General features: G+C 58.3%; 21 protein-coding genes, 1 tRNA gene and 2 pseudogenes. 16 read left to right on the forward strand and 8 right to left on the reverse strand.

Features of this window, described 5'->3' with window-relative positions; genetic code table 11:
- The first annotated feature begins 8 nt into the window (after positions 1-8).
- The gene (locus tag ACIP66_RS23295; RefSeq protein ID WP_053116593.1) at positions 9-1,328 is read left to right on the forward strand and encodes a S41 family peptidase; all 1,320 of its coding nucleotides are present in this window, start codon (positions 9-11) and stop codon (positions 1,326-1,328) included.
- Between the two features lie 2 nt (positions 1,329-1,330).
- Positions 1,331-2,107: a divergent polysaccharide deacetylase family protein gene (locus ACIP66_RS23300; protein WP_400651204.1), complete on the forward strand. Its 777-nt coding sequence runs from the start codon at positions 1,331-1,333 to the stop codon at positions 2,105-2,107.
- A gap of 111 nt (positions 2,108-2,218) precedes the next feature.
- On the opposite strand, the gene ACIP66_RS23305 is transcribed toward ACIP66_RS23300, so the two are convergent.
- The 7 genes from ACIP66_RS23305 to ACIP66_RS23335 form a co-directional block, all read right to left on the reverse strand.
- Positions 2,219-2,974 (reverse strand): ABC transporter substrate-binding protein, encoded by a 756-nt coding sequence (locus tag ACIP66_RS23305; protein WP_053116591.1) that lies wholly within the window; start codon positions 2,972-2,974, stop codon positions 2,219-2,221.
- 82 nt (positions 2,975-3,056) lie between these two features.
- Positions 3,057-3,827: an imidazole glycerol phosphate synthase subunit HisF gene (hisF, locus tag ACIP66_RS23310; RefSeq protein ID WP_053116590.1), complete on the reverse strand. Its 771-nt coding sequence runs from the start codon at positions 3,825-3,827 to the stop codon at positions 3,057-3,059.
- Between the two features lie 90 nt (positions 3,828-3,917).
- A complete protein-coding gene (gene hisA / locus ACIP66_RS23315; protein WP_053116589.1) occupies positions 3,918-4,667 on the reverse strand; it encodes a 1-(5-phosphoribosyl)-5-[(5-phosphoribosylamino)methylideneamino]imidazole-4-carboxamide isomerase in 750 nt (249 codons plus the stop codon).
- 101 nt (positions 4,668-4,768) lie between these two features.
- Positions 4,769-5,029, reverse strand: a complete 261-nt coding sequence (locus tag ACIP66_RS23320; protein WP_053116588.1) for a DUF2164 domain-containing protein — start codon at positions 5,027-5,029, stop codon at positions 4,769-4,771.
- Complete coding sequence (gene hisH / locus ACIP66_RS23325) at positions 5,030-5,668, reverse strand: imidazole glycerol phosphate synthase subunit HisH (RefSeq protein ID WP_053116587.1); 639 nt, start codon at positions 5,666-5,668, stop codon at positions 5,030-5,032.
- On the reverse strand, positions 5,668-6,261 hold the full coding sequence (gene hisB, locus ACIP66_RS23330) for an imidazoleglycerol-phosphate dehydratase HisB (RefSeq protein ID WP_042557195.1): 594 nt from the start codon (positions 6,259-6,261) through the stop codon (positions 5,668-5,670). Before hisB ends, hisH begins: the two co-directional genes overlap by 1 nt.
- A gap of 270 nt (positions 6,262-6,531) precedes the next feature.
- Complete coding sequence (locus ACIP66_RS23335) at positions 6,532-8,196, reverse strand: OFA family MFS transporter (protein ID WP_400651209.1); 1,665 nt, start codon at positions 8,194-8,196, stop codon at positions 6,532-6,534.
- Between the two features lie 306 nt (positions 8,197-8,502).
- Here ACIP66_RS23335 and ACIP66_RS23340 point away from each other — a divergent pair.
- The 13 genes and pseudogenes from ACIP66_RS23340 to ACIP66_RS23400 form a co-directional block, all read left to right on the forward strand.
- Positions 8,503-8,643 (forward strand): annotated as a pseudogene (locus ACIP66_RS23340) (aspartate 1-decarboxylase autocleavage activator PanM); the annotation flags it as partial.
- Between the two features lie 78 nt (positions 8,644-8,721).
- Positions 8,722-10,944: an AsmA family protein gene (locus tag ACIP66_RS23345; protein ID WP_400651212.1), complete on the forward strand. Its 2,223-nt coding sequence runs from the start codon at positions 8,722-8,724 to the stop codon at positions 10,942-10,944.
- Complete coding sequence (gene mutY / locus ACIP66_RS23350; protein ID WP_400651214.1) at positions 10,941-12,008, forward strand: A/G-specific adenine glycosylase; 1,068 nt, start codon at positions 10,941-10,943, stop codon at positions 12,006-12,008. Before ACIP66_RS23345 ends, mutY begins: the two co-directional genes overlap by 4 nt.
- Positions 12,005-12,277 (forward strand): oxidative damage protection protein, encoded by a 273-nt coding sequence (locus tag ACIP66_RS23355; protein ID WP_053116583.1) that lies wholly within the window; start codon positions 12,005-12,007, stop codon positions 12,275-12,277. The genes mutY and ACIP66_RS23355 overlap by 4 nt, the downstream gene beginning before the upstream one ends.
- Before the next feature lie 103 nt (positions 12,278-12,380).
- A tRNA-Phe gene (locus ACIP66_RS23360) sits at positions 12,381-12,456 on the forward strand.
- Between the two features lie 339 nt (positions 12,457-12,795).
- Entirely contained in the window at positions 12,796-13,353 is a 558-nt protein-coding gene (locus ACIP66_RS23365; protein WP_400651217.1) for a Panacea domain-containing protein, read from the forward strand.
- Between the two features lie 496 nt (positions 13,354-13,849).
- A complete protein-coding gene (locus ACIP66_RS23370) occupies positions 13,850-14,110 on the forward strand; it encodes a DUF6429 family protein (RefSeq protein WP_400651220.1) in 261 nt (86 codons plus the stop codon).
- A gap of 382 nt (positions 14,111-14,492) precedes the next feature.
- On the forward strand, positions 14,493-15,284 hold the full coding sequence (locus tag ACIP66_RS23375) for a TSUP family transporter (RefSeq protein ID WP_400651222.1): 792 nt from the start codon (positions 14,493-14,495) through the stop codon (positions 15,282-15,284).
- A 160-nt stretch (positions 15,285-15,444) separates the two neighbouring features.
- Positions 15,445-15,705, forward strand: a complete 261-nt coding sequence (locus ACIP66_RS23380) for a hypothetical protein (RefSeq protein WP_400651224.1) — start codon at positions 15,445-15,447, stop codon at positions 15,703-15,705.
- Between the two features lie 175 nt (positions 15,706-15,880).
- Positions 15,881-16,939 (forward strand): YhcG family protein, encoded by a 1,059-nt coding sequence (locus ACIP66_RS23385; RefSeq protein WP_400651226.1) that lies wholly within the window; start codon positions 15,881-15,883, stop codon positions 16,937-16,939.
- A gap of 68 nt (positions 16,940-17,007) precedes the next feature.
- Complete coding sequence (locus ACIP66_RS23390) at positions 17,008-17,982, forward strand: alpha/beta fold hydrolase (RefSeq protein WP_400651228.1); 975 nt, start codon at positions 17,008-17,010, stop codon at positions 17,980-17,982.
- Positions 17,983-18,010: 28 nt separating this feature from the next.
- On the forward strand, positions 18,011-18,424 hold the full coding sequence (locus ACIP66_RS23395; protein ID WP_053116577.1) for a hypothetical protein: 414 nt from the start codon (positions 18,011-18,013) through the stop codon (positions 18,422-18,424).
- Between the two features lie 6 nt (positions 18,425-18,430).
- Positions 18,431-18,883 (forward strand): hypothetical protein, encoded by a 453-nt coding sequence (locus tag ACIP66_RS23400; RefSeq protein WP_212549959.1) that lies wholly within the window; start codon positions 18,431-18,433, stop codon positions 18,881-18,883.
- 314 nt (positions 18,884-19,197) lie between these two features.
- Here the strand turns inward: ACIP66_RS23400 and gabP are convergent, their stop codons facing one another.
- Complete coding sequence (gene gabP, locus ACIP66_RS23405) at positions 19,198-20,589, reverse strand: GABA permease (protein WP_129387717.1); 1,392 nt, start codon at positions 20,587-20,589, stop codon at positions 19,198-19,200.
- Positions 20,590-21,143: 554 nt separating this feature from the next.
- On the opposite strand from gabP, the pseudogene ACIP66_RS23410 reads away from it, so the two are divergent.
- Positions 21,144-21,234: pseudogene (locus ACIP66_RS23410) on the forward strand (ATP-binding protein); the annotation flags it as partial.

The raw sequence follows: 21,234 nt of genomic DNA on the forward strand, positions 1-21,234 counted from the left end.
CGTTCGACATGCTGCATTTGTCCCGTCTTACCTCGCTGGCCCTGACGATCGCCCTGGTGATCGGCGCGCCTCTGGCGTTCGCCGCTCAACCGGCTCCGGCCGTCGCTCCGGCAGGCACAGCCGCGACCTCCAAGGCGCCGTTGCCGCTGGAAGAGTTGCGCACCTTTGCCGAGGTCATGGATCGGATCAAAGCCGCTTACGTCGAGCCGGTGGACGACAAGACCCTGCTGGAAAACGCGATCAAGGGCATGCTCAGCAACCTTGATCCGCACTCGGCCTACCTCGGCCCAGAGGACTTTACCGAACTGCAGGAAAGCACCAGCGGTGAGTTCGGCGGGCTGGGTATCGAAGTCGGCGCTGAAGACGGCTTCATCAAAGTCGTCTCGCCAATCGACGACACCCCGGCATCGAAGGCCGGTATTCAGGCCGGTGACTTCATCGTCAAGATCAACGGCCAGCCGACTCGCGGCCAGACCATGACCGAAGCCGTCGACAAAATGCGCGGCAAGATCGGCCAGAAAATCACCCTGACCCTGGTGCGCGATGGCGGCACGCCGTTCGACGTGACCCTTGCGCGTGCAGTGATTCAGGTGAAGAGCGTCAAGGCGCAGCTGCTGGAAACCGGCTATGCGTACATCCGCATCACCCAGTTCCAGGTCAAGACCGGCGAAGAGGTCTCCAAGGCTCTGGCCAAGTTGCGCAAGGACAACGGCAAGAAGCTCAACGGCATCATTCTCGACCTGCGTAACAACCCGGGCGGCGTGTTGCAGGCAGCGGTGGAAGTGGTCGACCATTTCATCACCAAAGGCCTGATCGTTTACACCAAGGGCCGCATCGCCAACTCCGAACTGCGCTTCTCCGCCACCGGCAAAGACGAAAGCGAAGCGGTGCCAATGGTGGTGTTGATCAACGGTGGCAGCGCCTCGGCCTCGGAAATCGTCGCCGGCGCCTTGCAGGATCAGAAACGCGCCGTGGTCATGGGCACCACCAGTTTCGGCAAGGGCTCGGTACAAACCGTGCTGCCGCTGAACAACGACCGCGCGCTGAAGATCACCACGGCGCTGTACTTCACGCCAAACGGCCGCTCGATTCAGGCGCAGGGCATCGTCCCGGACATCGAAGTGCGCAAAGCGAAGATCACCAACGAGGCGGACGGCGATTACTTCAAAGAAGCCGACCTGCAAGGTCACTTGGGCAACGGCAACGGCGGCGCCGACAAACCGACCGGCTCGGGCGCCAAGCCTAAAGCCATGCCGCAGGATGATGACTACCAATTGGCCCAGGCCCTGAGCCTGCTCAAAGGGCTGAGCATTACGTCCGGCCGTTGAGGATGTCTTTGCGTTTCGTCTTCGTTCTGTTGTGCTGTCTGGCGGGTGCTGCTCACGCAGAGCCCGTCAGCCCAAAGCCTCACAAGGCCTACCTGAGTCTGATCATCGATGACCTGGGGCAAAACCTGCCCCGGGATCGCCGCGTGCTGGCCCTGCCCGGCCCGGTGACCACGGCGATCATGCCCGACACCCCGCACGCCACCGAATTTGCCCGCGAGGCCCATCGCGCCGGCAAAATCGTCATCCTGCACATGCCGATGGACCCGGCCACCGGACCGTACGCCTGGCACCCGGAACTGCCGATCGAAGAACTGCAAAAACGTCTCGACGCTGCGTTCAAAATGGTCCCCTACACCGCTGGCATCAACAACCACATGGGCAGCCGCATGACTGCGCAACCGGTGGCGATGGCGTGGTTGATGGCCGAGTTGCAGCGCCGCCACAAGTTTTTCGTCGACAGCCGCACCAGTGCGCAGACCGTCGCCGCACAGCAGGCGCAGAAGATCGATCTGGCGAGCGTTTCGCGGGATGTGTTTCTTGATGATGAGCGAACTGAGGCGGCGATTTACACGCAGTTGCAGACGGCGATCAGCCTGGCGCACAAGCAGGGTTCGGCAGTGATGATCGGGCATCCGTATCCGCAGACGCTGGCGGTGCTGGAGCGCGAATTGCCGAAGCTGAAGGCTCAGGGGATTGAGTGGATTGATATCCGGCAGATGATCAGCGTGCGCAGTAACAAGGCGACTGCAGCACACGGCAAGGATGGCGTTTACCGCTAAACCCTGTAGGAGTGAGCCTGCTCGCGATAGCGGTGGATCAGGCGACTAAAGTGTCGACTGATGAAACGCTATCGCGAGCAGGCTCACTCCTACACGGGATATGCGCAAGGATCAGAGATACCGCCCCATGATGTCATCCACCACACCATCCTTGCGCATCTGATCCAGCGCGGCCTGCAGCTTCTTCACGGTTTCTTCCGGCACGTCCTTGTTCAGCGCCAGATACAGTTCAGCGCTGTTGAAGCGCAGCACCGTCTTCAGCCCCGTCACCCCATCCTGTCGCGCCAGATAGCGCCCGGCCGGATCACCCGTCGCCCACAAATCAATCTGCCCGTTGACCAGCTTCTTGGCGTTGTCCTGATCGCGCAACACCACCACCGGCTTCAAGCCCTGCTTGGTCAGTGTCTCGGCAATTGCATCGCCCTTGTACGCGCCAATCTTGTATTTGCGCGCGTCCTCAAGGGTTTCGAGGGTGATCTTGCTGTCAGCCTTGGCCAGAAGGATCCAGTCATCCGGGCCGATCGGGCCGACCCATTTAAAGAGTTTTTCGCGATCCGGCAGGCGCGCCATCACGAAGGCGCCGTAACCAGGATTTTCCAGGGCGAGCTTGTACACGCGCTCCCAAGGAAAGCGCAGGGTCAGGCTGTAAGTGACGCCGGCACGCTGGAACATTTCCCGAACGATGTCGGTGGCGATACCGTTGATGTTTTCGCCTTGGGCGAAATTTTTGCCGTTCTTCGCCATGTTGTACGGCGGGAAGTTTTCGGTAAGGAGCACCAGATCGGTGTCGGGACTGGTTTCGGCGCGGGCCGTGTTGATGAGCAACAGAGAGGCGCTGGCGAGAACTAGAAGCAGGCGTTTGATCATGTTGGGCTACCGAAATCCATGGCGTGCCCAAGAGTGCCTTGGGTGCGCCATGGTGTCCACTGGCCTGTATCGATTTTGACGCTTAACGCATCGTGATGCCGCGTTTAGCCATGTAGGCCTTGGCTTCCTGCACGGTGTATTCGCCGAAGTGGAAAATACTCGCCGCCAACACAGCGCTGGCGTGGCCCTCGAGAATGCCGTCAGCCAAGTGCTGCAAATTGCCAACGCCACCGGAAGCAATCACCGGAATGCCCAGCGCGTCGCTGATCGCGCGGGTCACGCCGAGATCGAAACCGTTTTTCATGCCGTCCTGATCCATGCTGGTCAGCAGGATTTCGCCGGCGCCAAGGCCTTCCATTTTCTTCGCCCACTCGACCGCGTCGAGACCGGTTGGCTTGCGCCCGCCGTGGGTGAAGATCTCCCAGCGCGGGGTTTCGCCCGGGCCAGAAACCTTCTTGGCGTCGATGGCAACGACGATGCACTGCGAGCCGAAATGCTGCGCGGCTTCGCCAACGAATTCCGGATTGAACACGGCAGCGGTGTTGATCGACACCTTGTCCGCACCGGCATTCAGCAGATTACGAATGTCCTGCACGGTACGCACACCACCGCCGACGGTCAGCGGGATGAACACCTGGCTGGCCATGCGCTCGACGGTATGCAGCGTGGTGTCGCGACCATCGACGCTGGCGGTGATGTCGAGAAAGGTAATCTCGTCGGCACCCTGCTCGTCATAGCGACGGGCGATTTCTACCGGGTCACCAGCGTCGCGGATGTTCTCGAACTTCACACCTTTGACGACCCGGCCGTTGTCCACGTCCAGGCAAGGGATGATGCGTTTGGCCAGAGCCATGCTTAATCTCCGATTAAGAGTTGCAAGCTTCAAGCTTCAAGCTGCAAGAAAGAGCGGACGCGGTCGCGCTTCTAACTTGCAGCTCGCAGCTTACAGCTTGGAGCTGGTCGCGTAGCTATCGCAGAAAGCCTGGGCTTCTGCCACATCCAGCGTGCCCTCATAAATCGCACGACCCGTGATGGCGCCGATGATGCCCGGCGCCTTGGCGTCGAGCAGCGATTTGATGTCACCGAGATTGTGGATGCCACCGGACGCGATCACCGGGATCTTGGTAGCGGCAGCCAGCGCAGCGGTAAACGGCACGTTGCAGCCCTGCATCATGCCGTCTTTGGCGATGTCGGTATAAACGATCGAGGAGACGCCGTCGGCTTCAAACTGCTTGGCCAGGTCGATGACCTGCACGGTGCTGATTTCAGCCCAGCCATCAGTGGCGACGAAGCCGTCTTTGGCGTCCAGACCGACAATGATCTTGCCCGGGAACGCGCGGCAGGCTTCAGCGACGAACGCCGGATCTTTCACGGCTTTGGTGCCAATGATCACGTAGCTCACGCCAGCCTTGACGTAGTGTTCGATGGTTTCCAGCGAACGGATGCCGCCACCGATCTGGATCGGCAGGGTAGGGTAACGCTTGGCGATCGCGGTGACCACTTCGCCGTTGACTGGCTGGCCTTCAAACGCACCGTTCAGATCGACCAGATGCAGACGGCGGCAACCGCCCTCCACCCACTTGGCAGCCATGCTCACCGGGTCATCGGAGAACACTGTGGAATCTTCCATGCGGCCCTGGCGCAGACGTACGCAGGCACCGTCTTTAAGATCGATAGCGGGAATAATCAGCATGCTTTTTCCTTCGTCAAAAGAGCGGCAAGCTGCAAGCGACTAGCTGCGAGCATGCGGTGTACCAGTTCTTGCAGCTTGAAGCTTGCGGCTTGCAGCTGCTCCTAATTTTTTTCGAGCGCCCACAGGTCGCTTTCGATGCTTTCAAACCGCTCTTTGAGGTGGGTCTGCACATCGAAAATCGCCCTGTTGTAATAGTGCGGAGCAATTTCGCGGGTAAACAGCTCAAGAATTTCCCCCGCTTCGAACGATCCCAGATCGAGTTCGAAACGGTCTTCCATGAACCGCTGAATCTTGCGATTGGCCTCGTTCTCCTGTTCGGGAGTGAGGGTCAGAATCGGCGGTTTGGTTTTCTTGGCGGCCATTTACCAGCGACCGTCCCACGCCGCGAAGTTCTGCAGCAACTGCAGGCCATGGGTATGGCTTTTCTCCGGGTGGAACTGCACGGCGAAGCGCGAACCATCGGCCAGCGCCGCAGCGAAATCGACACCGTAATGACCGCCACCAACCACCTGCCGCGCATTGGCGGCAGCGATGTAGTAGCTGTGCACGAAGTAGAAACGCGCCATGTCCGGAATGTCATGCCACAGCGGGTGGCTGACCTTCTGCTGCACTTCGTTCCAGCCCATGTGCGGGACTTTCAGGTGTTCGCCGTCTTCATGCAGGTCTTTGCCGAAGAACTTCACCGCGCCAGGGAACAGGCCGATGCAATCGACGCCATCGTTCTCTTCGCTGCTGTCGAGCAAGGCTTGCATGCCGACACAGATGCCGAGGAACGGACGATCCTGGCTGACTTCACGCACCAACGAGTCGAAACCGAGGCGACGGATCTCCGCCATGCAATCGCGAATCGCGCCAACACCGGGGAACACCACGCGATCCGCTTCACGAATCACCGCCGCATCGCTGGTGATCAGCACTTTACCGGCACCGACGTGCTCGAGGGCCTTGGCCACCGAGTGCAGGTTGCCCATGCCGTAATCGATAACTGCAACCGTCTGCATTACAGAACGCCTTTGGTCGATGGCATTTGCCCGGCCATGCGCTCATCCAGCTCGACGGCCATGCGCAGCGCGCGGCCGAAAGCCTTGAACACGGTTTCGATCTGGTGGTGGGTGTTGGTGCCACGCAGGTTATCGATGTGCATGCTGACCAACGCATGGTTGACGAAGCCCTGGAAGAATTCCTGGAACAGGTCAACGTCGAAACCACCGACGGTGGCGCGGGTGTACGGCACGTGCATCTGCAGGCCTGGACGACCGGAGAAGTCGATGACCACGCGTGACAGCGCTTCATCGAGCGGCACGTAAGCATGACCGTAGCGACGGATGCCTTTTTTATCGCCGATGGCTTTGGCAAATGCCTGGCCGAGGGTGATACCGACGTCTTCCACCGTATGGTGGTCGTCGATATGCAGATCGCCCTTGCATTCAATATCCAGGTCGATCAACCCGTGACGGGCGATCTGATCCAGCATGTGCTCAAGAAAAGGAACACCGATATCGAATCGGGCCTTTCCGGTGCCATCAAGGTTGATCGAGGCTTTGATCTGGGTTTCCAGAGTGTCGCGCTCGACAGAAGCCTTACGTTCGGCCATCACCAGCTCCGCAAAATCATTGGGCGAAAAAGGCAGCCATTATAGGCACGCGGGGCGTAAACAGAAACACGAGAGGTGATATGGCTGACGGATAGAACGCCCGGCTGTCGCGGGTAGACATGTCCATACAAGCCATTACAGGCACTGCAAAAACAACTGTAGGAGTGAGCCTGCTCGCGATGAGGGCCTCACAGTCAACATTTCTGTGACTGTCAGACCGCTATCGCGAGCAGGCTCACTCCTACAGGGGTACTGCGTTTTACCCATTACTTAGTGAAACAGTACCGCCGTTTTCTGCAGGGTTACCCACACACCCCACGCCAACGGAATACCCACGGCCAACCAAGCAGCAATCGCCAGCGGCTTGCTGCCCGGCGCGGCTTTCCACTCCAGAACGGTGCTGGCATCAGCACCTTTGTCGTGACCCAGCGCCTGTTCGGCGGCCAGTTCAGCGTCGGTCATGAAGTACTTGTCGGCCACCGGACGTACCAGCATGTTGCACAGGAAGCCCAACACCAGCAGGCCGGCGAGGATGTACAAAGTGATGTCGTAAGCGGCAGCGCGTTCAACGCCGATGCTCAACTGATATTCACGCAGGTAGTTCACCAGCACCGGGCCGAGCACACCAGCCGCCGCCCAAGCAGTCAGCAGACGACCGTGGATCGCGCCAACCATTTGCGTACCGAACAGGTCAGCCAGATACGCTGGAACCGTCGCGAAACCACCGCCGTACATCGACAGAATGATGCAGAACGCCGCCACGAACAGCGCAACGTTGCCCAAATGGCCCATGTTCGGAATCAGCGCGTACAGGGCAAAACCCAGGGCGAAGAACACGAAGTAGGTATTTTTGCGGCACAGGTAGTCCGAGAACGAGGCCCAGAAGAAGCGGCCACCGATGTTGAACAGGCTCAGCAAACCAGTGAAGCCCGCAGCGATCGCAGCGATCGAAGCCAACTGACCGGCATCGAGCTGACCAAACGGCACATCAACGCCCAGCAGCTTGCCGCCGAACACTTCCTGCAACAGTGGCGACGCCATGCCGAGGATGCCGATACCGGCAGAAACGTTCAGGCACAGCACCAGCCAGACCAGACGGAATTGCGGGGTTTTCCACGCCACATTCACGTGCACGTGACGATTGGTGATCATCGCGTTCGCGGCTTTCTTCGCCGGCGCAGTCCAGCCTTCAGGTTTCCAGCCGGTTGGCGGCACGCGGTACGACAGAGCGCCACCGATCATGAACACGAAGTAGATCGCGGCCATGGCCACGAAGCTCTGCCAGACGCCAACGCCTTCAGCCGAGCCGAAGTGGCTCATCAGCGCCGTCGCCAACGGTGCACCGACCATCGCGCCGCCACCGAAGCCCATGATGGCCATGCCGGTCGCCATGCCGCGCTTGTCCGGGAACCACTTGATCAGTGTCGAGACCGGCGAGATGTAGCCCAGACCGAGACCGATACCGCCGATCACGCCCGAGCCAATCCACATCAGCCAGATCTGGTGGGTATAAATACCCAGCGCCGAAATCAGCAGACCGCCGCACCAGCACAGTGCCGATACCACGCCAGCCTTGCGCGGCCCAGCGTGCTCCAGCCAGCCACCCCAGATCGCTGCCGAGCAGCCGAGGAAGATGAAGAACAGCGTGTAGATCCAGCCGAGCATCGAGATCGGCCAGTCGCATTGCGACGAAAACACTTGTGCGATGAAGCTCATGTCCGGCGCGCAAGTCACTGGCGCGGTGACGCCCAGCGCCTTGGACAGCGGCAACCAGAACACCGAGAAGCCGTAGGCCATGCCGATGCACAAGTGGATGGCCAACGCGGCCGGTGGAACCAGCCAGCGGTTGAAACCGGGCTTGGCGATGATGCGCTCCTTGGAGAGGAACGCAGGCTGGGCGGCGCTGAGGCCGTCCGCCGTAATGCTCGTGCTCATTGTGTATCCCCCAATTATTAGTATGGTTCGCCAGCCACTGTTCACCCTCGGCCTTATGCACGCAGGCATGACCGTTTTTTGGGTGAAGCTCCTTGAAGGCGCGACGTTAAGTCGCAGAGGGACGGACGAACGGGGCGAAGGTTACCATTTGCAGGTGACAGAAAAACCAAACTGATATCACCTTTTTCATGTCATCTGATCTCTACACCTGTGTAGGAGCTGCCGAAGGCCGCGATCTTTTGATCCTGTTTTTGAAAAACATCAAAAGATCGCAGCGTTCCGCAGCTCCTACACGGGGCGATTTTTGCTGAACGACGGGTGAACCAAGCGCAGAAAATGGCGTCGCAAGCGGGGGCCGAACTGCGCCTGCTGGCACCTGCCGGACATCCTGAAGTTCTGGCCATCGCGGCGAAGTTGCACGCGCCATTGGCGGTACTGGCAACATGACGCCACACCGAACCGGGCATTTGCAGCGCTATACTCCCCGGCTAAATTACGAATTCGACTAATTACAAGGACTCGCCCATGAAAGCGTTCGGCAAAATCCTGGGTCTGGTACTTCTCGGGCTGTTGCTGATCATCGTGGCGGCAGGCTTTGCCCTGACCCACCTCTTCGATCCCAACGACTATAAAGACGAGATCCGCCAGATAGCCCGCGACAAGGCCCACATCGAGCTGACGCTCAATGGCGATATCGGCTGGAGCCTGTTCCCGTGGCTCGGCCTGGAATTGCACGAGGCCAGCGTCGCCACCCTGATCAAACCGGCCGAACCGTTTGCCGACTTGCAGATGCTCGGCCTGTCCGTGCGTGTGCTGCCGCTGCTGCGCCGTGAAGTGCAGATGAGCGACGTGCGCGTCGAAGGCCTGAACCTGCGCCTGAACCGCGACAAGGACGGTCATGGCAACTGGGAAGACATTGGCAAGCTGCCGCAGCCTGCCGGTGCAACGCCGCCTGTCGCAGCCAATCAACCGGCCAGCGAAACTCCGGCAACACCGGAAAAACCACCGCAACCAATCCGCCTCGACATCGACAGCCTGACCGTCAACAACGCCCGCGTTGAATACAACGACGAGAAGACCGGCAAGCAGTTCAGCGCCGAAAGCATCCAGTTGAGCACCGGCGCGGTTCACGATTCGACCAATATTCCGTTGAAGGCTACCGCTTTCCTCAGCACCAATCAGCCGATGCTGCGGGTGCGCACCGAGCTGAACGGCGAATTGCGCATCGAGCGCGCGCTGCAACGCTACAGGTTCGAAGACATGAAATTGTCCGGCGAACTGACTGGCGATCCGCTGCAAGGCAAAGCCATGACCTTCTCGGCTCAAGGCCAGGTTTCGCTGGATAAAGCCGCGAACGTCGCCGAATGGACGGGGATCAAGATCTCCGCCAACCAATTGCGCGCTTTGGGTGAACTGAAAGCCAACGATCTCGATAAAACCCCGCAGATCACTGGCGGCCTCTCCATCGCTCAGTTCGATCTGGCGAAATTCGTCGACAGTATCGGCCAGACACTTCCAGCGATGGCCGCCGGCAGCCTGAGCAAAGTCGAACTGGTCAGCCGCATTGCCGCCACGCCAACCAGCGTCGCGTTCGACAACATCAACCTGAAAGTCGACGACAGCAGCTTCAGCGGCCGCATCGCCGTCGAGGATTTCGCCAAGCAATCGCTGCGCGCGATCCTCAAGACTGACACCTTCAACGTCGACCGCTACCTGCCGCCGAAATCGGAAAAAGCTGCGAACGCCACGCAAGTGCGTCAGGCCGAAGTCGCCAGCACCGAAGCCGATGCCATGGCCGGCGCCGGCAGTACGCCGCTGCCGGACAAACCGACCAAAACCGCGTGGAGCACCGATCGCCTGCTGCCGGTGGAACGTCTGGCCAAGCTCGATGTGGACGCCGATCTGACTTTCGGCCAACTGACCCTCGACAAATTGCCGATCCAGAACGCCGCACTGAAAGCCACCGGCCAAGGCGGCCTGCTGACCCTGACCAACCTGAGCGGCGACTTGTACAACGGCAACTTCGCCGCCAATGGCACCCTTGATGTCCGCCAAACCGCGCCCGTGCTGAATTTGCAGACCAAGCTCAATCGCGTGCCGGTCGATAAAATCCTCGAAAGCCAAGGCAAGAATCCGCCGGTGAAAGGTCTGGTGACCCTCACCAGTAACGTCACCGGCAACGGCAACAGCCAGCAAGCGCTGATCGAAAGCCTCAATGGCAACGCCAGCTTCGTGATCAATAACGGCGTGCTGCTCAACGCCAACCTTGAACAGCAACTGTGCAAAGGCATCGCCACACTCAACCGCAAAACCCTCAGCGGCGAGCCACGCGGCAAAGACACGCCGTTCCAGGAACTCAAGGGCAACCTGACCTTCCGCAACGGCATCGCCAGCAACCCGGATCTGAAAGTGCGCATCCCCGGCATGACCGTCAACGGTGATGGCGACATCGATTTGCGCGTGCTCGGCATGGATTACCGCGTCGGCATCATCGTCGAAGGCGACACCAGTGCGATGCCGGATCCAGCCTGTCAGGTCGGCGAAAAATTCGTCGGCATCGAGTGGCCGCTGCGCTGCCGTGGCCCGCTGGAACTGGGCGCGAAAGCCTGCCGCGTCGACAATGATCGACTCGGTCAGGTCGCGACCAAACTGGCTGGCGACAAGCTCAGCGACAAGATCGACGAGAAACTCGGTGACAAGGTCAGCCCGGAATTGAAAAACGCACTGAAGGGGCTGTTCAAGCGATGAGAGCGGAGCAGTTTTCCACGGCGGTGCTGGATTGGTTCGACCGCCACGGCCGCCACGATTTGCCTTGGCAGCAAGACATCAATCCGTATCGGGTGTGGGTGTCGGAGATCATGCTGCAGCAGACTCAGGTCAGCACCGTGCTCAACTACTTCGACCGTTTCATGGCCACGCTGCCGACGGTCGAAGCGCTCGCCGAAGCGCCGGAAGACGAGGTGCTGCACTTGTGGACTGGCCTGGGTTATTACACCCGCGCGCGCAATTTGCAGAAGACCGCGAAGATCGTCGTCAGCCAGTACGGCGGCGAGTTTCCGCGTGACGTCGAAAAGCTTACGGATTTGCCGGGCATCGGCTTGTCCACTGCCGGCGCCATCGCGAGCATCAGCATGGGCCTGCGCGCGCCGATCCTCGATGGCAACGTCAAACGCGTGCTGGCGCGCTTTACTGCGCAAGAGGGTTATCCCGGCGAGCCGAAGGTGGCCAAACAGCTCTGGGCCAACGCTGAGCGCTTTACGCCGCACGATCGGGTCAACGCCTACACCCAGGCGATGATGGATCTCGGCGCCACGCTCTGCACGCGCAGCAAACCGAGTTGCCTGCTGTGTCCGCTGGAGCGTGGTTGTGAAGCGCACATGCTCGGCCTCGAAACCCGCTACCCGATTCCCAAGCCGCGCAAAGCCATCCCGCAGAAGCGCACGCTGATGCCGATGCTCGCCAACGGCGACGGTGCGATTCTGCTTTACCGTCGCCCCTCGAGCGGTTTGTGGGGCGGTTTGTGGAGCCTGCCGGAACTCGACGACCTCGACGACCTGCAACACCTCGCCGATCAGCACGCGCTGACCATGGGCGAGCAGCAGGCGCTGCCGAGCCTTGTCCACACGTTCAGCCATTTCCAGCTGTCCATCGAACCCTGGCTGGTTCAGGTACAGGAGGCCGCCCATCACGTGGCCGAGGCCGACTGGCTCTGGTATAACCTCGCCACCCCGCCGCGCCTGGGCCTCGCCGCCCCGGTCAAAACCTTGCTCGAACGCGCGGCCGCCGTCTTGAATGCAGGAGAGTCGCCATGACCCGCACCGTAATGTGCCGTAAATACAAAGAAGAACTGCCCGCCCTGGAACGCGCCCCTTTCCCGGGCGCTAAAGGTCAGGATATTTTTGACCACGTCTCGGCCAAGGCTTGGGCCGACTGGCAGAAACACCAGACCCTGCTGATCAATGAAAAGCGTTTGAACATGATGAACGCCGAAGACCGCAAATATCTTCAGGGCGAAATGGACAAGTACTTCTCCGGCGAGGAATACGCTCAAGCCGAAGGCTACGTTCCACCTGCAGAGTAAACCCCGGAAATCGGGGGTCGGATCGTAAGCGACGGAATTAATTTAAGAAATTTTAAAAAAGTCGTTGACGTAAATCCGAAAAACCCTTTTAATGCGCCCCGTTGCCCAGATAGCTCAGTCGGTAGAGCAGGGGATTGAAAATCCCCGTGTCGGCGGTTCGATTCCGTCTCTGGGCACCAAATACCGAAAACCCTGAATCGCAAGATTCAGGGTTTTTTTATGTCTGCGATTTGGCAGACGTTGAAATCGCCTGCATCTTTAGCGACCTAAGCTGCCACTCCTATGCACTCACTCAAGCCTGTCATTCGCTGGCTCGACACAAGCATGCTATAGATGAGTGGTAGCCTCTTGGATTGCGATTTTAACTGTACAAATGTACAGTCTCTTTCACCAAGCGGTTACCTCAAGCGACCGCTGGGCAGAACCTGTTAATGAGGTTCTTGACTAACACATTGGCGGGCCGATAATCCGGCACCATTTTCAACATGTCCCTATGGATTGGGGAAAGGGGTTCAACTGTGATCTTCAGCGAACAAAAAGTAGCCCAGATGGCGGTTTACTTTTTGCAAAAACGCGGCGGACGCATGGCCTACATAAAACTCATGAAGCTGCTTTATCTGGCTGACCGTGAGTCGATGGATCGCTATAGCGCCCCCATATCGCACGACTCGCACGTCTCGATGGCGCAGGGCCCTGTGCTGTCTACAACGCTCAACCTCATAACAGGCCAAATCCAGTCGTCTGTCTGGCGAAGCTGGGTAACCTCCGAAGCACAATTCGAAGTATCTCTAAGCCGCGGGCAGACAGACGTCGAAGATTTGGACGAGCTGTCGGATGCAGATATTGAAATCATGGAGCACGTCTGGGAAAAGTTCGGGCGAATGAAGCGCTGGGAGCTCGTTGATTACACTCATGAGCACCTGCCAGAGTGGGTAGATCCGGGTCGTTCTTCAACTCCGATCAATCCTCGCGCTGTATTCAGGGCGCTTGGCAAGGACGAAGGTCAGGCAGAAATGCTGGCTCGGGAATTGTTTGAGCGAAAAAGTCTAGGAAGGGCTATTTCTGAGTTGATCTGATGCCAGGGAATATTTTAAGAAAAGGAACTCTACTGATACTCAGCGGCCCATCCAATCATCTTCACATTGTGATGAATGATCCCGTCTACTCTCATGAACATGGCTACGACGGTGTCCTGGCTGTAAATATCTCTTCGGTAAAACCAGGGATCTAGCACGATCCTTCATGCATCCTGACTACGAGATGCCATCCTTTCGTAAGATGGGATAGCTGGGTGGTCTATAAGGAGGCTGCCGTCTTTGACTCATCACGTCTCGATTTGAAAGTTGACGAGGGAGAAATCGTCGCCCATCAACCTGTTCTTGATGACTTATATGGAAGAGTTAGATCGGGATTTGATACCTCCCGACACCTTCCTAAAAAGATTGGTAGATTCATAAGCCAGCATAATTTCTAGCAACATCGTCTTGGGTAGATCAGGTCATATGGATCTGCTACCTGACCTGAAAGCCAAATAAGATCAGCGATCAGCTTTGGATTAGCGGAGCAACGATGATGGAATACGACGACAAACTGATTGAAGAAACCGTGCTTGCCCTGCTGGCAACCTTCAGCTTCAATAACGGCAATTCTTGGAAAGGTTTCGACTTCGAGGTCATGAATCGGCTTCATGAACATGGCTTCATCAGTGACCCGGTGAACAGGAAGAAATCGGTTTGGTTAACCGCTGAAGGGCTGGAACGAGGCAGACAGTTAGCTGATCGACTGTTTGGAGATGAGACTCAAGCTGAGCATGTATCGGACTCGGATTCCTGACTTCAGAATACGACGACACGCCAAATGTAAAATCTCGTCTTCCACCAAATACCAAAAACCCTGAATCGCAAAATTCAGGGTTTTTTATGTCTGCGATTTGGTAAGGCACGGTTTCATATCGACGGAATCGCCGCACAACGTTTCCCTCCCCTCTCTCTACCCCCTCCCAACCAGCATCAGACCGCGATCAGACGACGATGCCTACAACGCGCGGAGTCGCATATCCCTGAAGTCTCTCAAACCTGTCGGAACGCTCCGTAGGCCACAGCGGAAATGGACGACATACACGACGCTTCGGTTTAGGCAAAATGCGATGAAGAGTTGCCGCATCGCTCCACACCAGATTCACAACACGGAAGTAACCTGAAAACGAGGGAACACAATGTCTTGGGACATCATCGGCATGCTCGCGCTCGTCGCGTTCTGCGCCGGTTTTTTTGATGCGATCGCTGGGGGCGGCGGTTTGATCACCCTGCCGGCTTTATTTCTGGCGGGGGTGGATCCGATCAGCGCCATTGCCACGAACAAGTTTCAGGCGGCATCAGCCACGATCTCGGCCACGGCAACCTTTGCCCGCAAAGGCTTGATCGAATGGCGGGAAGGTCGCTATCTGATGATCTGTGGCTTCATTGGCGGCGCCAGCGGTGCGCTGCTGATCAGCTCAATCGACAAGCGCTACCTCGAAGCCTGCGTGCCGATCATGTTGATTCTGGTGGCCATCTATTTTGCGCTGTCGCCAAAACTGGCGAATGAAGATCGACGCAAGCGAATAGGAATTCTGCTGTTTTCATTTACCGTTGCGCCCATCCTGGGCTTTTACGACGGTATATTCGGGCCGGGCGTGGGTTCTTTCTTTATCGTAGGATTTGTCCTTCTGTGCGGCTTGGGCATGATGCGCGCCATGAGTTTTACCAAGCTCGCCAACGCATCCTGCAATCTGGGTTCGCTGGCGGTGTTCATCACCAAAGGCGTGATCATCTGGCCAGTCGCAATTGCCATGGCACTGGCGGCGTTCGTCGGCGCGCAGTTAGGCGCGCGTGCCGCTGTTCGGGTCGGGCCGCGACTGATTAAACCGATGCTGATCGTGGTTTGCTGCGCCTTGGCCATCAAACTGCTGAGTGTTGAAAGCAACTCATTGCGCGTTGTGCTCTCGCAGGCAGTGGCCTCGTTTTGAGCAGCATCACGCCGCAACCATGAAAATCCGCGATCCCATCCCCAGAGATCCGCCCTTACGGAAGAGGGTCATCCCCGCGATGAACCAGAAACGAACTCGCATCCCCCTGCCCCATCCGCCGCCACCTCAGGAAAGCCTGGTATCGAGAGGACTGGCGATCATGATCAGCGTGTTTCTGATCTTTACCGGCGCGCTGCTGTGCTACTCGGTCATCGACGGCTTGATTCACGACACCATCACTACCGCCACTCGCGGCGGGCCGGCCAAGGTCTACACCCTTGCCGGGCAACCGGGCGCGTACTGGTTTCATATCGTTTTTGAAGGATTTTTTGGCGGATTGCTGCTGGTCGCAGGGATGGCGTGGCATCGACTGACGCGTATCGGCAAACCTGCGAGCAGGGCCCGGCGTAAATACCGGTAGCACTTGGCGCTCGTAAGAAATGGACTACAGACCCTGCCCGCCAACGTCCTTTTCCTCGGCAGTGTCCTGCATGAGCAATCGCCTCTTCCTGCGGATTTCACCGTCTCTCCCGACATACTCAAACGGCGACGCCGGGCATGCTTTTGCGTCTGTTCACAATGAAGCGGAAGACTCGATGAGCCAGTTAAAACCTGCTGACACGCAAGACCCGAAAATCGATTCATTGCTGGGGGAGCTTGGCGAGTTGATTCGTCAGGCGCGGCAAAAAGTGCTGCGAGCGGTTGATACGATTCAAGTGCAAACCTGCTGGCAGATCGGCCGGCATATCGTCGAGTTTGAGCAACGGGGCGCCCAGCGTGCGGGCTATGGCAAGCAGTTGCTTGCCTTGCTGGCGAAGGATCTGACGGCGCAGTTTGGTAAAGGGTTTGATGAACGTAATCTGCGATACATGCGCAGCTTTTATCAGCTGTTTCCAATTTGGAACGCAGTGCGTTCCGAATTGAGCTGGACCCACTATCGTCGGCTGTTGGGGGTGAACAATGAAAAAGCGCGCCATTGGTACATGGACGAGTGCGCCAACCTGAACTGGTCAAGCCGCGCCCTCGATCGCCAGATTCTCACCCTCTACTACGAGCGGCTCCTCATGAGTCGAGACAAAGCCGACGTGATCGAAGAAGCCACCACCAACATCGAAGCGATGAAATGCAATCCGCGTGAGTTCATTCGCGATCCGGTCATGCTCGAGTTTCTCGGCCTGCCGTCAGCCGGCAAGGTCAGGGAAAGCAGTCTCGAACAGGCTCTCATCGATCACCTGCAGGGCTTTCTGCTCGAACTGGGCAAAGGCTTTTCCTTCGTTGCTCGCCAGCAACGCATCAGTACCGACGGCGTCGATCTGTACATCGATCTGGTGTTCTACAACTACCTGCTCAAATGCTTTGTGATCATCGATCTCAAACGCGGCAAGCTCAGCGCCCGCGATGTCGGGCAGATGGACATGTATGTGCGCATGTACGACGAGCTGATGCGCAGCGAGGGCGACAAGCCGACAGTCGGGATTATTTTGTCTGCCGAAAGCAACGATTCGGTGGCGCGCTATTCGATGCTCAAAGGCAACGAACAACTGTTCGCCAGCAGCTACAAAACGATATTGCCGAGTGAAGAAGAGTTGCGCGCAGAACTCAATCGCGAACAGGCCTTGATCGAAGAACGCATGCTGACTCAATCCACTGAATAAACCCTACGGATTGTTCCCGGGCGGCGCGGAGACTATCGTTGGCAGCTTACCCGTCAAGGTCGAGAGTCATGAGCTGTCAGGACATGCCCGCAACGCAGGATGTGCAGTCAAGGTCGCCGATTTTGAATACTGCTCAAGGCGAGCCTTTCAAAGAATCGGCTACCGACGGCTATGTGCTGGGCGGTTTCACCTGGCGTCACACATCCCCCGATGCCCAGCGCCCGGTGGTCATCATCAACGCCGCCACCTCCGTGCGCTGCGGCCACTACTCGCGATTCGCCGCCTATCTGTTCGCCAATGGCTTCGACGTCATCACCTACGACTACCGCGGCATCGGCGAATCGCGACAGGCTTCGATCAAAGGCCTGAACGCTTCGTGGACTGATTGGGGCGCGCTGGATTTCGAAGCGATGCTCAAGCGTGCGCAACGTGAGTTTCCCGGTCAGCCGATTGACGTGGTCGGGCACAGTTTTGGCGGTTGCGCGGCGGGCTTGGCCGAGTCCGGGCGAGTTATCCGACGGTTGGTCACTGTCGGCGCGCAGTTCGCCTACTGGCGAGATTACGCGCCCGAGCATCGCTGGCGCATGTTCGGCAAATGGCATCTGCTGATGCCATTGATAACGCTGTTCTGCGGCTACTTCCCCGGCAAACGCCTCGGCTGGCTGGAGGACACGCCGACAGGCGTTGTACGCGACTGGAGCACGCCTGCCGCGCGTTTTGAAGGGCGCCCGAGCGGTCGCGCACTGATGAAAAAAACCGGCACCCTGCCCTTCGCCAATGTCCGCGCGCAGACGCTGGCCATCAGCATCAGCGACGATCCCTACGGCACGATTGCGGCCATCGAACGCCTGCTCGGCTACTTCAACAACGCTTCAAAAACCCACCTGCGCATCGAACCGCAGGACATCGGCGAACAACAAGTCGGACATTTCGCCTTTTTTCGCAGCGCATACCAAGCCACACTATGGCCCATCGCTCTGACCTGGCTGCACACCGGCGCACTGGCCCCCGACACACCGGGACGGCAAGTCCCGCGCAGCTGAGCCCTCTCAACGCACGACGGAACACATCATGGCCTCCGCCAACAAGCAGCAAAAACGCGCCACCCGGGCCAAAGCCAAGGCCAAGCAGAACCGCACCAAACGCGCTGAAGCGCCGGTCGAGCTGGATCCGAACGACGACCGCATCGACTTCGAATCGGTGGATCTGACCGAGCTGTTCAAGAAAATGATCGACGCCGAGAAGATCAGCCAGCAGGCCCTGTGCACCGCGTTCCTCGAAGACCCGCTGCTGGAGCTGGTTTATGAGCAGGAAGGCGAAGAAGGCGCGATGGACTTCATCCTCGCCGCGCTGATCGAGTATCGCCAGTGGTCGCAGGAAACCGATGAGGCCGGTGCGCTGGCATGGATCGAATCACCGGCCTTCCAGGCCGACTATGTGGCGGCGTCCGACGCGATCGCCGCAAACACCCAACAGAAGAACTGAGCTCCCATGGCATCCCTGAACAAGCAACAGAAACGCGCCAAACGCGCCAAGGCCAAAGCCAAGCAAATCCGTATGGTCGGCCGCAAGCCGCTGGAGCAGGACGAAGACCTCGACCACCTCGCCGAGCCGGTGCCGGAATACGTCCTGGCGATGTTCAGCAAAATGCGCGACGCCGAAGCCATCAGCCGCAACGAAATGCTGCTGACCCTGCTGCGCGAACTGGCGTTCGTCATCGTTGACCATCCAGAGCTGCTGGACATGGAGAACGCCGACAACGAAGGCATGGCCGCCACCCACCTGGCCGCCGACATGCTGATCGACTACCGCATGTGGGCCGAAGGCGTAACGATCGAAGAAGCCCAGGCCTGGCTGAGCGAGCCACAGTTCATCACCGATTTCGGGGTCGCGCTGGATGCTTATGGCAAGTCGGTGGAAGACGGCGAGCCCAAGGCCGAGTAATTTTTTCGCTTCACGTTCACGCAAGGTCAAGAAAAGGACGTCAGATGAAGACAGCAGGTTCGAGCGAGGACGGGGAAATTCCGAAAACAGAAGACTCAGCAGCAATCCCTAAAAACGAACCCGTTAAATCTCTCAAGCAAACAACTTGGGATGAATGGTTCGACAACGGAGAGAATTGCAGCTCAGACTTCATGCTCTCGCGAGAGCAAAACTGATTCGGATCTGAAGCGCAGAATATTTCGCCACCGGGAGCACAAACAAAAACGGCCGCTAGTCATCACTGACAGCGGCCGTTTTGCATTACGCGTTACGGATCAGTTCAACACCACCGCGCCACGTTTTTCCAGCTTGCGACGGCGCGCTACCAGCAGGCCAGCAGCCACCACCATCAAACTCAGCAAACCAGTCGCGAGGATCTCCACGCGATGCGCTTCCTGGAACAGCATGATCGTCAGGGCCGCGACGATGAAGATGATCACCGCGTAGGTCAGGCCCGGGAACAGCCACATACTGAATTCGATTTTCTCGCCGCGCGCCACGCGTTGTTTGCGCATGCGCAATTGCGAGAAGGCGATTACCAGGTAAACCAACAGGGCAATGGCGCCGGAGCTGGCCAGGAGGAATTCGAACACCGCGGCCGGGGCCACGTAGTTGGCGAACGTGCAGAGGAACGCTGCGCCAGTCGACAACATCACTGCCCAGTAAGGCGTACCGCTTTTGTTGGTGCGGGTCGACATGGCCGGGGCATCGCCACGCTTGCCGAGGGAGAAGAGCATGCGCGACGAGGTGTACAGCGCCGAGTTCAGGCAGCTGGTCACTGCGACCAGAACGACGATGTCGACGATCATTTTCGCGTTAGGAATGCCCATGCGCTCAAGCACGGTCTGGTAGGAACCGAGGTTGGCCAGCGTAGGATCGTTCCATGGCACCAGCGCCACAACGATGAAGATCGACACGAGGTAGAACAAACCGATCCGCCAGATCACCGAGTTGGTGGCCTTGGAGATTTGCTTGCCCGGGTTCTTCGATTCCGCGGCCGCGATGGTCACGATTTCGGTACCCATGAAGGAGAACATGGTGGTCAGGATTGCACCCAGCACCGCGCCCATGCCGTTTGGCAGGAAGCCGCCGCTGTCGAACAGGTGCGACACACCGCTGACCTGGCTGTTCGGCAGAAAGCCGAAAATGGCCGCAAGACCAAGGCCGATAAAGCCGATGATCGCCAGCACTTTAATCAGCGCAAACCAGAATTCGAACTCGCCGTAATTCTTCACGCTGAACAGGTTGGTGACCGTGAGCAACATGGTGATGATCAGTGCGAAAGCCCAGATGCCTACGCCCGGGAACCATGCGTGGAGGATGGTCGCGGCGGCATTGGCTTCCAGCGGAATCACCAACACCCAGAACCACCAGTACAACCAGCCGATGGTGAAACCGGCCCAGTGCCCGATGGCACGGTCGGCGTAAGTCGAGAACGAACCGGTGTCCGGCGAGGCAACAGCCATTTCGCCGAGCATGCGCATCACTAACACCACCAGGGTACCGGCGGCGGCGTAAGCCAGCAGCACGGCAGGGCCGGCGGCAGCGATGGCGTGGCCGGAGCCAACGAACAGACCGGCGCCGATCACACCGGCGATCGACAACATGGTCACATGACGCGGTTTGAGCCCTTGTTCAAGGCCATTGGAGCTTGGGGTACTGCTCATCGAAACTACCTTTGCGAGGAAAGCGATTCAGTCCGTCCTGTCTGGTGTGTTCTTTCTCGTAAAAAGAAACCAACAGGGCGTTCCGGATTCTGCACGCAATAAATGCGCCAAAATGTTTCAAAGTCTTCTGGATCGCGGCTTTGCGTGCGACCGGACGGTCATCGCAAGTCCTTGAGATTAATGGCTATTCGCCAGAACGTTACCCTGCGACTCACTTTCAAGACAAATCAGCGCACCAGAAACACACTGAAAAAGTGTGGGATGCACAATAAAAGAGCGAATCCTGTACGTTCGGCCGGATAGCGCTTCCAACACCCCGCCAAAGCTGGCAACATCGCGCCTTTTTTTACGCGACACCCACGGGTTTGCACGATCAAACACCCGTTCGGTTGTTGATGGGGCGACAGTCTGCTGTGCCGATGCGACAACCTGCCACATGCCACCCGTTAACCGCTCGTAGCGCTGTTGGCTGCCATTGAAACGCTATGCTAGCTTGGCCGCCTCGCCAGGAAGGCCACCCAACAGCTGGAGCGCAACATATATGAGGAACGCACATGGCTGAGGCCACGCCCGCGCTTGAAATCCGCAAGCTGCACATACGCTACGGTCAGGTTGAGGTGCTCAAAGGCATCTCGCTGAGCGCGG

Origin of the sequence: Pseudomonas sp. NPDC088429 (assembly GCF_044753305.1) — a bacterium.
GTDB lineage: Bacteria > Pseudomonadota > Gammaproteobacteria > Pseudomonadales > Pseudomonadaceae > Aquipseudomonas > Aquipseudomonas rustica.

What these genes read in the sequence shown, in the direction of transcription:
- hisB (WP_042557195.1), bottom strand. Translation starts at nt 6,261, where the DNA reads ATGGCCGAACGTAAGGCTTCTGTCGAGCGCGACACTCTGGAAACCCAG.
- ACIP66_RS23295 (WP_053116593.1), top strand. Translation starts at nt 9, where the DNA reads ATGCTGCATTTGTCCCGTCTTACCTCGCTGGCCCTGACGATCGCCCTG.
- ACIP66_RS23390 (WP_400651228.1), top strand. Translation starts at nt 17,008, where the DNA reads ATGAGCTGTCAGGACATGCCCGCAACGCAGGATGTGCAGTCAAGGTCG.
- ACIP66_RS23385 (WP_400651226.1), top strand. Translation starts at nt 15,881, where the DNA reads ATGAGCCAGTTAAAACCTGCTGACACGCAAGACCCGAAAATCGATTCA.
- mutY (WP_400651214.1), top strand. Translation starts at nt 10,941, where the DNA reads ATGAGAGCGGAGCAGTTTTCCACGGCGGTGCTGGATTGGTTCGACCGC.
- ACIP66_RS23375 (WP_400651222.1), top strand. Translation starts at nt 14,493, where the DNA reads ATGTCTTGGGACATCATCGGCATGCTCGCGCTCGTCGCGTTCTGCGCC.
- ACIP66_RS23320 (WP_053116588.1), bottom strand. Translation starts at nt 5,029, where the DNA reads ATGGCCGCCAAGAAAACCAAACCGCCGATTCTGACCCTCACTCCCGAA.
- ACIP66_RS23300 (WP_400651204.1), top strand. Translation starts at nt 1,331, where the DNA reads ATGTCTTTGCGTTTCGTCTTCGTTCTGTTGTGCTGTCTGGCGGGTGCT.
- ACIP66_RS23380 (WP_400651224.1), top strand. Translation starts at nt 15,445, where the DNA reads ATGATCAGCGTGTTTCTGATCTTTACCGGCGCGCTGCTGTGCTACTCG.
- ACIP66_RS23335 (WP_400651209.1), bottom strand. Translation starts at nt 8,196, where the DNA reads ATGAGCACGAGCATTACGGCGGACGGCCTCAGCGCCGCCCAGCCTGCG.
- hisH (WP_053116587.1), bottom strand. Translation starts at nt 5,668, where the DNA reads ATGCAGACGGTTGCAGTTATCGATTACGGCATGGGCAACCTGCACTCG.
- hisA (WP_053116589.1), bottom strand. Translation starts at nt 4,667, where the DNA reads ATGCTGATTATTCCCGCTATCGATCTTAAAGACGGTGCCTGCGTACGT.
- ACIP66_RS23345 (WP_400651212.1), top strand. Translation starts at nt 8,722, where the DNA reads ATGAAAGCGTTCGGCAAAATCCTGGGTCTGGTACTTCTCGGGCTGTTG.
- ACIP66_RS23355 (WP_053116583.1), top strand. Translation starts at nt 12,005, where the DNA reads ATGACCCGCACCGTAATGTGCCGTAAATACAAAGAAGAACTGCCCGCC.
- gabP (WP_129387717.1), bottom strand. Translation starts at nt 20,589, where the DNA reads ATGAGCAGTACCCCAAGCTCCAATGGCCTTGAACAAGGGCTCAAACCG.
- ACIP66_RS23305 (WP_053116591.1), bottom strand. Translation starts at nt 2,974, where the DNA reads ATGATCAAACGCCTGCTTCTAGTTCTCGCCAGCGCCTCTCTGTTGCTC.
- ACIP66_RS23370 (WP_400651220.1), top strand. Translation starts at nt 13,850, where the DNA reads ATGGAATACGACGACAAACTGATTGAAGAAACCGTGCTTGCCCTGCTG.
- hisF (WP_053116590.1), bottom strand. Translation starts at nt 3,827, where the DNA reads ATGGCTCTGGCCAAACGCATCATCCCTTGCCTGGACGTGGACAACGGC.
- ACIP66_RS23400 (WP_212549959.1), top strand. Translation starts at nt 18,431, where the DNA reads ATGGCATCCCTGAACAAGCAACAGAAACGCGCCAAACGCGCCAAGGCC.
- ACIP66_RS23395 (WP_053116577.1), top strand. Translation starts at nt 18,011, where the DNA reads ATGGCCTCCGCCAACAAGCAGCAAAAACGCGCCACCCGGGCCAAAGCC.